The organism is Streptomyces bluensis (genome assembly GCF_014650715.1).
In the GTDB taxonomy this organism is placed as follows: Bacteria; Actinomycetota; Actinomycetes; order Streptomycetales; family Streptomycetaceae; genus Streptomyces; species Streptomyces bluensis.
The window spans coordinates 381,809-394,220 of the sequence record NZ_BMVM01000001.1; the positions used below are offsets into that span (position 1 = coordinate 381,809).

At 72.2% G+C, this 12,412-nt stretch carries 10 protein-coding genes; 3 read left to right on the forward strand and 7 right to left on the reverse strand.

Annotated features, from left to right (window positions below; translation table 11 throughout):
* Positions 1-14 precede the first annotated feature (14 nt).
* From IE262_RS01830 to IE262_RS01840, 3 genes are all read right to left on the reverse strand, one after another.
* A complete protein-coding gene (locus IE262_RS01830; RefSeq protein ID WP_134039302.1) occupies positions 15-1,337 on the reverse strand; it encodes an MFS transporter in 1,323 nt (440 codons plus the stop codon).
* 127 nt (positions 1,338-1,464) lie between these two features.
* A complete protein-coding gene (locus IE262_RS01835) occupies positions 1,465-2,154 on the reverse strand; it encodes an NUDIX domain-containing protein (RefSeq protein ID WP_189870739.1) in 690 nt (229 codons plus the stop codon).
* 120 nt (positions 2,155-2,274) lie between these two features.
* Positions 2,275-3,792 (reverse strand): FGGY-family carbohydrate kinase, encoded by a 1,518-nt coding sequence (locus tag IE262_RS01840; RefSeq protein ID WP_189870741.1) that lies wholly within the window; start codon positions 3,790-3,792, stop codon positions 2,275-2,277.
* 125 nt (positions 3,793-3,917) lie between these two features.
* Between IE262_RS01840 and IE262_RS01845 the strand changes: the two genes are divergently transcribed.
* The gene (locus IE262_RS01845; RefSeq protein ID WP_189870743.1) at positions 3,918-4,589 is read left to right on the forward strand and encodes an AIM24 family protein; all 672 of its coding nucleotides are present in this window, start codon (positions 3,918-3,920) and stop codon (positions 4,587-4,589) included.
* Positions 4,590-4,649: 60 nt separating this feature from the next.
* Positions 4,650-5,285 carry an alpha-ketoglutarate-dependent dioxygenase AlkB gene (locus IE262_RS01850; protein ID WP_373304970.1) on the forward strand — a complete coding sequence of 212 codons (636 nt, stop codon included), beginning with the start codon at positions 4,650-4,652 and terminating at the stop codon, positions 5,283-5,285.
* A 21-nt stretch (positions 5,286-5,306) separates the two neighbouring features.
* Here IE262_RS01850 and IE262_RS01855 read toward each other — a convergent pair whose 3' ends face one another.
* The 3 genes from IE262_RS01855 to IE262_RS01865 all read right to left on the reverse strand — a co-directional run bounded on the left by IE262_RS01855 (position 5,307) and on the right by IE262_RS01865 (position 8,219).
* On the reverse strand, positions 5,307-6,518 hold the full coding sequence (locus IE262_RS01855; protein WP_189870745.1) for an FAD-dependent monooxygenase: 1,212 nt from the start codon (positions 6,516-6,518) through the stop codon (positions 5,307-5,309).
* 136 nt (positions 6,519-6,654) lie between these two features.
* Positions 6,655-7,359, reverse strand: coding sequence for a ribonuclease H family protein (locus IE262_RS01860; RefSeq protein ID WP_134039296.1), 705 nt, complete (start codon positions 7,357-7,359; stop codon positions 6,655-6,657).
* Between the two features lie 62 nt (positions 7,360-7,421).
* Entirely contained in the window at positions 7,422-8,219 is a 798-nt protein-coding gene (locus tag IE262_RS01865) for a VOC family protein (protein WP_189870747.1), read from the reverse strand.
* 139 nt (positions 8,220-8,358) lie between these two features.
* Between IE262_RS01865 and IE262_RS01870 the strand changes: the two genes are divergently transcribed.
* Positions 8,359-9,375 carry a zinc-binding alcohol dehydrogenase family protein gene (locus tag IE262_RS01870; protein ID WP_189871603.1) on the forward strand — a complete coding sequence of 339 codons (1,017 nt, stop codon included), beginning with the start codon at positions 8,359-8,361 and terminating at the stop codon, positions 9,373-9,375.
* Between the two features lie 25 nt (positions 9,376-9,400).
* Here the strand turns inward: IE262_RS01870 and IE262_RS01875 are convergent, their stop codons facing one another.
* A complete protein-coding gene (locus tag IE262_RS01875) occupies positions 9,401-12,211 on the reverse strand; it encodes a SpoIIE family protein phosphatase (RefSeq protein ID WP_189870749.1) in 2,811 nt (936 codons plus the stop codon).
* Positions 12,212-12,412: the final 201 nt, after the last annotated feature.

The window sequence follows — 12,412 nt, forward strand, 5'->3', positions numbered from 1 at the left end:
CGGGTCGACGGCTCTCAGACCCGGTACCGGCGCAGGGCCGGTGTCGTCGTGGCCAGGAGGAGCATCGCCGCGACGACCAGGAGTCCGCCGCCCGCCACGGCCACGCGCGGGCCGAAGGCCGAACCGGCGGTGCCGTGCAGGACGTCGGCGAGGCGCGGGCCCCCCGCGACGACGACCGTGAAGACGCCCTGCATACGGCCGCGCATCTCGTCGGTGGCGGCCGAGAGGAGGATGGCGCCGCGGAAGACCATGGAGACCATGTCGGCGGCCCCGGCGACAGCGAGGAACGCCACCGCGAGCCAGAGGCTCGTGCTCAGCCCGGCCCCTGTGATCGCCACGCCCCAGGCCACCACGGCCGCGACGACCATGAGACCGTGCCGGCGCGCTCGGGAGAACGTGCCCGAGAACAGCCCGCCGAGCACGGCGCCGATGGGTATCGCCGCGAACAGCAGCCCGAGCGCGAGGCCCTCCCCGTAGGGGGCGTAGGTCTCGGCGGCGAGTTGGGGGAAGAGGGCGCGGGGCATGCCGAGGACCATCGCGATGATGTCGGCGAGGAAGGACAGCAGCAGCACCTTGTGCAGCGAGATGTAGCGGAAGCCCGCGGCCACCTCGCGCCAGCCGGCCCGCCGCCCCGGACCGGGAGCGGTGAGGGGCGGGAGCGCGGGGAGCCGTGCGACCGCCCAGACGGTGACGCACAGCGCCAGCGCGTCGATCAGGTACAGCTCCGCCAGTCCCACGACCGGGATCAGCGCGCCGGCGAGGAGCGGGCCCACCACGAGGCCGGTCTGCATCACGGTGGAGCCCAGCGCGTTGGCCGCGGCGAGTTCGTCGCCGGGCACGAGGCGGGCGATGGAGGCGTTGCGGGCCGGTGAGTTCAGGCCGAAGAACGCCTGCTGGAGGGCGAGCAGGACCATCAGCGCCGGGACCGAGTCGAGTCCGGTGACGGCCTGGAGCCAGAAGAGGAGGGAGGTGACCGCGATGCCCGCGTTGGTGATCAGCATGAGCGTGCGGCGGTCCATGCTGTCGGCGACCGCGCCGCCCCACAGCGCGAAGACCATCAGCGGCAGGAGCCCGGCGAGGCTCGCGTAGCCGACCCATGCGGAGGAACCCGTGATGTCGTAGATCTGCTTGGGCACCGCGACGGCGGTCAGCTGGCTGCCGACCGCGGTGACGATCGTCGAGGACCACAGGCGGCGGTAGGCGGGGCGGCGCAGCGGGCGCGTGTCCATGGCCCAGCGGCGCCACCCGCGGGTGCGGGACCCGGCCGGCTCCGCTGTCCCTGCTGTGTCGCCGCCCGGTCCCGTATCGCTGCCCGTACTGTTCTCGCTCGTGTCCACCGACGTCCTGCTTGCTCGCTACATCTTTCGGTACGGGCATCACTATCGCCCACCCGGCGGCGGGCTCGGCAGGAGGGTGGCGGAAGGCTCCGTCGCGAAGGCCGTCGTGGCCGCGACGGGGCACGGGTCAGGCTTCGCCGCCCCCGGCGCTGGACGGGCCGCTGAAAGGGCCCTCCAGTGCCGCCCACTGGAGCAGCATGATGGTCTTCGCGTCGGCGATCTCGCCCGTGCGGATCATCTCCAGGGCCCGGCGGAAGGGCAGCTCGACGATCTCGATGTCCTCGCCCTCCTCGTCCAGTCCCCCGCCCTCGTGCGTACGGGTCGACGGGCCGTACGAGGCGGCGTAGAAGCTCACGCGCTCGGTGACGGAACCGGGGCTCATGTAGACGTCGAAGACGTGCCGGATCTCGCCGATGGTGTGGCCCGTCTCCTCGACGACCTCGCGCCGCACCGCGACCTCGGGGTGCTCGTCCTCCTCGTCGAGCAGCCCGCCCGGCGTCTCGATCAGCATCCCGTCGGGGTGGCCGTTGACGTACACGGGGTAGCGGAACTGCCGGGTGAGCAGCACGGTCTGCCGGTCGGCGTCGTACAGCAGCATGGTGGCGCCGTTGCCCCGGTCGTGGGTCTCGCGCTCCTGGGTGCTCCAGGTGCCGTCGGCGTGCTGGAAGTCGAAGGTGGTGGTGCGTTCCACGTACCAGTGGCAGGACAGCAGCTTCACGTCCCGCACCTTGATGCGCGGGTTGCCCGTCAGGTCCCGCCCGGCGCGGTCGAGTCCGGTACGGCCGCGGCGGTCCGGGGTGTCGATGCCCGCGGTCATCGGGTGCGGGCCGGGTGCGAGCGGGGAACCCCGTGAACCGGGTGCGAGCAGTGACGACGCGCAGGGCAGGTACAGCTGAACTTGGTCATGACCGCTTCTACCATTCCGGTCCGCCCGGTGTCAGGCGTTCCCCCCGCGGGTGGGTTCGGCGCGTGTCGCCCGCGGTGCGGAGGCGTCGCGCTGGTGGCGGGCCAGGGTGTGCGCGATGTCGCGTGTCGCCGGATACAGGCGGCGGTAGAGCTCGTACAACTCGTCGTACCGGCACCGGAGTCGGGCATCGGGTGTGACGCTTTCGCGCACCGGGTTCCAGGTGTCCATGTCGGCCGCTCCGATCGCGCCCGCGGCCAGGTACGCGGCGCCGTAGCTCGCTCCGAGGGTGACGCTCCTGATCTCCTGGTCCAGGCCGGTCACGTCGGAGACGACACGTGTCCACAGTCCGCCGCGGGTTCCGCCGCCGACGGCGACGACGCGGTCGATGCGCGCACCGGCGGCGCGCATCGCCTCGACGTTGTGCCGCACACCGAAGGCCGTGGCCTCCAGAGCGGCGCGATAGAGGTCGCCGCGGGTGTGCTCCACCGTCAGCCCGGCGACCAGGCCCCGTGCGTCGGGGTCGGCGACCGGGGTCCGTTCCCCGGCGAAGTACGGGAGCATCAGCAGGCCCCGGGCACCGGGCCCGGACCGCTCGGCCTCCGCGAGGAGGGTGGCGGTGTCGGGCGCGCCGAACAGTTCCCGCAGCCAGTCGGTGACCATGCCGGAGGTGGCCATGCCGCCCGCGAGGCTGCGTGTTCCGGGCAGCGCGCCGACCGTGCTCCACAGGTGGGGCACGAGGACGCGCTCGTCGGTGGTGTTGATCAGGAACATGGTGCTGCCATACATGAGCATCAGGTCACCGGTGTGCTGGGCATCAACGCTCAGCGCCTCCGACCAGGCGTCGATCGTGCCGGTGATCACAGGGATTCCTGCCGGCAGTCCGGTGGCGGCGGCCGCTTCGGCGGTGAGGTGGCCGGCGATGTCTCCGGGCCAGCGCAGCGGCGGGAGTTCGAGGTGCGGAGCGATGTGCCGCGCCCACGGTGCGTACCAGCCCTGGGCGAGGGAGTCGTAGAGCGGCACGGCCTGGCTGGCGGAGTGGTGGTCGAGGACGTAGGCGCCGGTCAGCCGGTGGACGAGGAAGGAGCTGGGCATGTAAAGCCGCCGGGCGCGCGCTGCCACCTCGGGCTCGTGCTCCGCCAGCCAGGCGATCTTGGGGCCGACGGCCTGGGTGGAGAGCACCGATCCACAGCGCTCCAGCACCGTCTCCCGGCCCAGCTCGCCCTCCAGCCGCGCGATCTGCTCGGTCGCCCGGGTGTCGACGCCGTAGAGGATCGCCGGACGCAGCGGAACGCCCGCCTCGTCGGTCAGGGCGACACAGGGGCCCATGCCGCTGACGCCCACCGCCCTGACCGGCCCTCGCGCCGGACGCAGCTCGCGGGCGAGGCAGGCGAATTCGTCCCACCACACGCGGGCGTCCATCTCCACGTGGCCGGGGCGCGGCCGGCTGACCGCGTGCGGCCGTACGGCGGTGGCCAGCACCGTGCCGTCGTGGTCGACGAGCACTCCCTTGCTGCTGGACGTCCCGATGTCGACTCCGAGCACGGTCATACGGTCACGGCTCCCCTCACTGCGTGGATACGGGCAGTCAGCAATCCTCCCGCCCCGACGGCGGGTTGACACGAAGGAGTACCGCGAGCTTGGCGGAGGCGGTGGCTCCGGGACAGCATGCCTGCATGAAGGGTGATCTCTTTTCCAGCGAGCACATGGTGCAACCGGCGTACGCGCCGGGGATGAGCGTGCAGAACGCGAAGACCATCAAGTACGCCGTCAACGGGGAGATGCTCGCGCGACAGGGGGCGATGATCGCCTACCGGGGGAATCTGCAGTTCGAACGCAAGGGCCAGGGCATGGGCGGCATGCTCAAGCGCGCGGTCACCGGCGAGGGGCTGCCGCTGATGGCGGTGCGCGGGCAGGGCGAGGCGTGGTTCGCGCACGAGGCGCAGAACTGCTTCATCGTCGACATCGAGCCGGGGGACGCGCTCACCGTCAACGGGCGCAACGTGCTCTGTTTCGACCCCACCCTGGCGTACGAGATCAAGACGGTGAAGGGTGCGGGCATCACCGGCGGCGGTCTGTTCAACAGTGTGTTCACCGGACAGGGGAGGCTCGGGCTGATGTGCGAGGGCAATCCGCTGGTCATCCCGGTGTCGCAGCAGCAGCCCGTGTTCGTCGACACCGACGCCGTGGTGGGCTGGTCGGCCCAGCTGCACACGTCGCTGCACCGGTCGCAGTCCTTCGGGTCGATGATCCGCGGCGGCTCCGGGGAGGCCGTCCAGCTGAAGCTGGAGGGCGAGGGTTTCGTGGTCGTACGGCCGAGCGAGGCCACCCCGCACAAGCCTCAGTAGCACCGGCGTGAGTCTGATCGAACATATATCCGAATGCGAGGTACGCTGGCGAGTATGGCCATGCACCTCCAGGGCTCGCACCTCCAGGGCTCGCTCTTCGACCAGTCCGACACGGTCCAGCTCGCCCCGCTGGAGCAGACACGCCGGGTCACGCTCGGCGCGGGGGCCTGGATCGACCTGCTGCCCGGCTGGCTCAGCGGGGCCGACGCACTCTTCGCGCACCTCGCCGAGGAGGTGCCCTGGCGGGCCGAGCGACGGCAGATGTACGAGCAGGTCGTCGACGTGCCCCGGCTGCTGGCGTACTACGCGGACGGCGATCCGCTGCCCCATCCCGTGCTCGACGAGGCCCGTGACGCGCTCACCGCGCGCTACGCCGACGAGCTGGGCGAACCGTTCGTCACGGCCGGTCTCTGCTACTACCGCGACGGCCGGGACAGTGTGGCCTGGCACGGTGACCGCATCGGCCGGGGCGCCCGGCAGGACACGATGGTGGCCATCCTGTCGGTGGGCACGGCACGCGACCTGGCCCTGCGTCCACGCCAGGGCGGCCACACCCAGCGGTTCCCGCTGGGTCACGGCGATCTGATCGTGATGGGCGGCTCCTGCCAGCGCACCTGGGACCACGCCGTGCCCAAGACGAACCGCGCGGCGGGCCCGCGCATCAGCATCCAGTTCCGGCCACAGGGCGTGAACTGACAGGTCGCCGCCCCGCGCGGTCTACTTCCCCGCGGCCAGTGCCCGCGTCTGCGCCCTGCGGGCCAGACGCGGGCCCAGCCAGCGCTTGAGGCGGCGCAGCACCTCCAGCTGCCCGGCGGCGCGGTCGAGTCGGTAGTACAGCCGCGGCGGTACGTACGGCAGCAGCGGGGAGTGGCGCTGGCCGAGGAGGGCGAACATCTGCCGTGGCGGCAGATGGATATAGCGTGGCAGGTTCTCGTACCACTGGGCGCTCAGGCGGGCCGCGCCCTGCTGCCGGAGAAGTCCGGCCTTGCGCTGCTGTTCGTACCGGGCGAGCGCGGGCCGGAGTTCCGTGCGGTCGCGCAGGGCTCCGGCCAGGGAGATGGCGTCCTCCAGGGCGAGGGTGGTGCCCGCGCCGATGGAGTAGTGCGTGGTGTGGGCGGCGTCGCCGATGAGGACGAGGTTGCCCCGGGACCATGTGCGGTTGGTCAGGGTGCGGAAGTTCAGCCACTGCGCGGCGCCGCCGGGCTGGGCGCGGCCGATCAGCGGGTGGCCGTCGAGGATGCCCGCGAAGAGCTTCTCCAGGAGGGCCAGTGCGTCGGCCTCGTTCGCGTGGTCGAGGCCGAGGCCGGTCCAGGTCTCCGGGGAGCACTCCACGACGCAGGTGCTCTGCTCCCCGCTGAATCCGTAGGCGTAGCACCAGATCCAGCCGTGGCCGGTCTCCTGGAAGGAGAAGGTGAACGTGTCGAAGACCTGGGTGGTGCCGAGCCAGATGTACCGGTTGCGGCCGAGCCGGACGTCGGTGCCGAAGTGGTCGGCGTGCCGCTCGCGCAGGGCGCTGTGGACCCCGTCGCCCGCCACGACCAGGTCGGCGTCCGGGACGCGGTCCGCGGTGACCTCGTGCTCGAACTCCAGTCGTACCCCGAGGGATTCGGCGCGCCCGGCAAGCAGATCGAGCATGCGGCGCCGGCCGATGCCGAAACCCTCGTCGCCGTGGTGGACCGTCCGGCTGCCACGGACGTGGGCGACTCCGTCGCTCCAGCGGACCGAGTGCGCGGCCACGGCCGCCGCCGACTCGGGATCGTGCGCGCGGAGCGTGTCGAGCAGCTCGGCCCAGTAGGTCACGCCCCAGCCGTATGTCGAGCCGGCCGGGTTGCGTTCATGGACGGTGATGTCGCAGGAGGGGTCCTGGCGTTTCATCAGGATCGAGAAATACAGATTTGCGGGGCCGCCGCCGACGCATGCGATCTTCACGCGCACTCCCCCGGAATCACACCGAGTCACATTCGGACGCGCAGCGTAACAGCGTGCGGGGGGCTCTGACGGCGCTTGCCACGCACGCGTCACCGATGTGTCGGCCGTATGGAGGCGGCGGCCTAGGCGTTCCCCGTTACGCGCCTGCCGATGCTGTCGTACGGCACTCCGGGTGGCCCCACCCCTGGTCGTTCTTCGCGATGGGCTCGCCCGCCGCGTACGGGCGGCCGCACGCGCAGCGGCCGGAGAACTTCGCCTTGATCGTGCGGGAACTCGTACGCGACGAGGTGGCCCGGCGCACGGTCTTCCTGGGCTTCGCCGAGGCGGTGCCGCCGGCCGGTGCGGGGGGTGGCTCCGGGGAGCCCAGCTCGCTTCCGGCGGGCTCCTGGACGGTGGCCGCCTGGCTCGCGGCGCGGTCGGCGAAGTCGTTGAGACGGTCGCCGTCGACCTGGTGGGCGGGAACGTAGCGGAAGTCGACCGAGCGCCCTTCGAGCAGCTTGTCGATGCGCACGACGAGTTCCTGGTTGGCGACGGGCTTGCCGGCGGCGGTCCGCCAGCCGTTGCGCTTCCAGCCGGGCAGCCATGTCGTGACCGCCTTCATCGCGTACTGCGAGTCCATGCGGACCTCAAGCGGTACGTCCGGGTCGACGGCCGTGAGCAGCCGCTCCAGGGCGGTGAGTTCGGCGATGTTGTTCGTGGCCCTGCCCAGCGGGCCGGCCTCCCAGCGGGTGGGGGTCTCCTCGGCATCGGCGACGACCCAGGCCCATCCGGCCGGTCCGGGGTTCCCCTTCGACGCCCCGTCACAGGCGGCCACTACACGTTCCAGCATGAGTCCGATCATGCCACGAACGGGGGCCCGGCCCACCCACGGCCCGGAGTCCGCCGCCGGTGCCACCGGAGGATTCAGGTCACGTCACTCGTCCCCGGCATCTTGCCCTCGGTGGTGCTCGGGTCGATGACGGAGAACGACGCGCCCTGCGGGTCGCTGAGGGCCGCGAAACGGCCGAACGGTGTGGTCAGCGGGCCGAAGCGGAGAACGCCGCCCCGCTCGATCGCGCTCTTGACCGTCGCGTCGCAGTCCCGGACGGCGAAGTAGATGTTGACGTACGGCGGCACCTGGGGCGGGAAGTCCTCCGTCATCCTCATACGGCCCATGACCGTGTTCCCGCCGACGTCGAAGATGCGGAAGTCGGCCTCGGGATCCTCTAGCTGCTTCGCGCTGTAGCCGAAGACGGCCGGGAAGAAGGCGTCGGACTTCTCGGGCTCGCGGGTGAAGATCTCGCACCAGGCGTAGGCGCCGGGCACGCCCGTCACCTCGAAGCCCTTGTGGGTGCCGGCCTGCCAGGCGCCGAAGACGACACCGCTCGGGTCACGGGCCAGCAGCATCGAGCCGAAGTCACCGACCTGCATCGGCTCCATCAGTACCTCGCCGCCGTTCTCGCGAACCCTGGCCGCGGTGGCCTGGACGTCCGTGGAGGCGAGGTACACGCACCAGGCGGACTGCCCCTCCGCACCGGGCATCGGCGGGACGACGGCGGCGACCGACTTGCCGTCGACGTACGCCTGCGTGTAGTTGCCGTACTCCGGCGACGCCTCGCCGAAGGTCCAGCCGAGTACGTCGCCGTAGAAGCTCTTGGCGCCCTCGACGTCGCTGAACATCGCGTCGGCCCAGCAGGGCGTTCCCTCTTGAGTTGCTGCCATGGCTGCGGCTCTCTTCGGTTCGACGGATGGTTTCCCTCGTCTCACGCTAGTCAGCGTCGGGCCGGGCCGCGCGCCGAAGGACGGAGCGCGGCAGACTGGTGGCACGGGCTCCGGTCGTCGTCGACGGGAGGACGGGATGATGCACGCGTGGGAGGTGGCCCGGCCAGGGCTGATCGAGGGCGGGCCGCTGCGGTTCGTCGAGAGGCCGGTGCCGGTGCCGCGACCCGACGAACTGCTCGTGCACGTCCGCGCGAGCGGGGTGTGCCGCACGGACCTGCACATCAGCGAGGGCGATCTGCCCGTGCGCCGAGCGGGGGTGACGCCGGGGCACGAGGTGGTGGGCGTGGTGGCGGCCATCGGCGACGACGTCCGCGAATTCGCGCTGGGCGACCGCGCGGGGGTGGCCTGGCTGCGGCGCACCGACGGCACGTGCGCGTACTGCCTGCGCGGTTCCGAGAACCTGTGCCCGGCCTCCGAGTACACCGGGTGGGACGCCGACGGCGGTTACGCCGAGTACACGACGGTTCCGGCCGCGTTCGCGTACCGGCTGCCCGGGGACGTCGACGACGTGACGCTGGCGCCGCTGCTGTGCGCGGGCATCATCGGCTACCGGGCGCTGCGGCGGGCCGCGCTGCCGCCGGGCGGGCGGCTCGGGCTGTACGGGTTCGGCGGGAGCGCGCATCTGTGCGCGCAGCTGGCGCTGGCGCAGGGGGCGACCGTGCATGTGCTGACGCGGGGTGCGGCCGCCCGGATGCTCGCTCTGGAGCTGGGGTGCGCGTCCGCGGGCGACGCGTACGACGTGCCGCCCGAGCCGCTGGACAGCGCGATCCTGTTCGCCCCGGTGGGCGACCTCGTGCCGGTGGCGCTGCGCGCGCTGGACAGGGGCGGAGTGCTGTCGGTCGCCGGGATCCACCTCAGCGACACGCCTCCGCTGCGCTACGAGCGCGAGCTGTTCTACGAGAAGGAGCTGCGCAGCGTCACGTCCAACACCCGTGACGACGGGCGGCAGTTCCTGGCGCTGGCGGCGCGGTACGGCGTACGGGCGACGACGCACACCTACCCGCTGTCCGAGGCGCAGCGGGCGCTGCGGGATCTCAAGGAGGGCCACTTCGACGGGGCGGCCGTGCTGGTCAACGATCTTCCGGCGCGGCTCTGACCGGCGGTACGGCCTCGGCGCCCGCTCACGGCAGTGGCTGCTCCGCCCAGATGATCTTTCCGTCAGGGGTGTAGCGGGTGCCCCAGCGGCCGGTGAGCTGGGCGGTCAGGAAGAGGCCGCGGCCGCCCTCGTCCTCGGTGCGGGCACGGCGGAGGCGGGGCGAGGTGCTGCTGCCGTCGGAGACCTCACAGATGAGGGTGCGGTCGCGGAGGAGGCGGAGCTGGACGGGGCCGGTGGCGTGGCGGATGGCGTTGGTGACCAGTTCGCTGGCGACGAGTTCGGTCGTGCAGGAGAGGTCGTCGAGGTGCCAGGCGGTCAGTTGGCCGGTGACCGCCGCGCGTGCGCGGGAGACGATCGCGGGGTCGCTGGGGAAGTCCCACTGGGCGACGCGGTCCGGGCCCAGGGCGTGGGTGCGTGCGACGAGCAGGGCCACGTCGTCGCTGGGGCGGGCCGGGAGCAGGGCGTCGAGGACCGCCTCGCAGGTGTCCTCGGGTGCCCGGTCGGAGCGGGCCAGGACGGTGCGGAGTTTGTCCAGTCCGGAGTCGATGTCCCGGTGCCGGTCCTCGATCAGGCCGTCGGTGTAGAGGACGATCTGGCTGCCCTCGGCCAGTTCCATGTCGACGGTTTCGAAGGGCATTCCGCCCAGGCCGAGGGGCGGGCCGGACGGCAGGTCGACGAAGTCCACCGTTCCGTCGGGGCCGACGATCGCGGGGAGCGGGTGCCCTGCCCGCGTGAGCGAGCACTGCCGGGACACCGGGTCGTAGACCGCGTACAGGCAGGTGGCGCCGACGATGCCGGAGTCGAGGTGGGCGTTCTCCACCGCCCAGCCCTCGCCCCGGTCCAGCCGACCGACCAGGTCGTCGAGGTGGGTGAGGAGGTCGTCGGGCGGCAGGTCCAGGGAGCAGAAGTTGTGCACGGCCGTGCGCAGGCGGCCCATGGTGGCGGCGGCGTGCAGTCCGTGGCCGACGACGTCACCGACCACCAGCGCCACCCGTGCGCCGGACAGCGGGATGACGTCGAACCAGTCGCCGCCCACCCCGGCCTGCGCGGGCAGATACCGGTAGGCGACCTCGACGGCGCTCTGCTCGGGCCGCCCACGGGGCAGCATGCTGCGTTGCAGGGCGAGCGCTGTGTTGTGCTCGCGGGTGTAGCGGCGGGCGTTGTCGATGCTGATCGCGGCCCGGCCGACCAGTTCCTGGGCCAGGGACAGGTCGTCGTCCTCGAAGGGTTCGGGCTTCTCGGAGCGGTAGAAGCTCACCAGGCCGAGGGTCGTGCCGCGTGCCCGCAGCGGCACCGTGATCAGGGAGTGGATACCGGCCGCCAGCACCCGTTCGAGGCGTGCCGGGTCCTGGGCGAGCCAGCCGCCGGCCTCGGACAGTACGGGTTCGAGCACCGACTGCCCGGTCTCCCAGCTGCGGGCCTGCGGCGTGGAGGCGACGTACCGGAACAGGTCGCCGACCTCGTACAGATGGGAATTCGGGTGGAGGGAGCCCAGCGCGACCCTGCGGAGCATGGCGCCGGCGCCGAGTGGCCCGGGCTCGTCGCCGTGCAGCACGGAGTCGGGCAGGTCGACGGCGGCGACGTCGGCGAACCGCGGGACGGTCACCTCCGTCAGTTCCTCGGCGGTACGGGGCACGTCCAGGGTGGTGCCGATGCGGACGCTGGCGTCGTGGAGCAGTTCCAGGCGCCTGCGGGCCAGCACGGCCAGCCGGCCGACCCCGGGCTCCCCCAGGAGCAGCAGCCATTCCTCGGCGCCGGGGTCGCCGCGGTCGTCTTCCGGCAGGACCACGGTGGGCGGGGGTGGTGGGGCGACCGCTCGGACGGCGGCTGCGGGTGGTGGTGCGGATGGCGTGGTCCGCCCGGCCGCGGTCGGGGTGGTGAGCTCGACGTGGCGCAGGCGCGGGCCGCCTTGGACGCGGGCCTCGACGACCGCCCCCGTCTCACCCGCCGCGCCCATGATCGGGCGCCGTGACAGGGTCGCCACCCTGCCGCCGGAGAGGGTCACTTCGTCGAGAGTGCGGTGCGGCGAGGCGATGAGTTCCTCGGCCTTCTCGCGCAGTACCGCCAGGTCGAGCTTGCCGAGACCGTCGCCGTCGTGGCCGTTCCCCAGCTCCCCGGGCAGGGGAACGGGCTGCCTCGGCCGGGCACCGGCTCCACCGTTTCTCCAGGAGGCCGTCCGGTAGGCGGCGAGCAGCGCCCGCTCCCGTTCCGTCGCCTGTTCCAGCAGCCGGGACTCGATGGCGTGGGCGGCCTCACGCACCAGCCGCACCATGGCGGGGTCGCCGTCGTCGCGCAGGCAGGTGAGGTCGACGATCGCCTCGATCCGCCCGCTGAGCGGGTTGCGCACGGGGGCTCCGGCGCACGCGAACCGCGCCAGGCAGTCGGCGAAGTGCTCGCGGCCGACGACATAGACGGGCTGCCGCTCGGCCAGCGCGGTCCCGACGCCGTTGTTGCCGGCGGCGTCCTCGGACGCGCGGAAGCCGGGGGCGAAGTTCGCCTCGTCGAGGCGGGCGCGCAGCTCACGGTCACCACCGTGCCGCCGTACCATGCGGGCCTGCCCGTCACAGAGCACGACCGTCATGCTCACGTCCGCGAACGATGCGGTGAGTTGTCCCAGTACCGGGTCGGCCGCGCGGAGGAACGGGGCCTCCACGTCGAGGTCCGGCGAGTAGGGGATCAGCAGGTGGTGCGGTTCGAGTCCCGCGGCACGGCATCGCTTCCAGGAGTCGAGTACCGAGTCCCGGACGTCCGAGTCGACCCGCGCCCCGGCCAGAAAACGCTCATGGGCATCGGCGAGCCCGCCGATGTCGTCCCAGGGGACCGACAACGGGATCACTTCCCTCGCCCGGAGGCACCCCGTCGCGCACCGCCGCTCGGCGCGCCTGGCGGGGTAATCCTCCCAGCCATTTCACCGTAGTCCTCGAATGCTGTAACTCGCAAACATCGCCCCGGACGACCGGACGACCTCCGGCTGCCGTGAGCCCCGGCCGGCGCGGCGTGTCAACGCCCTCTACCGGAATCAGGCCGAGGCCTCCGG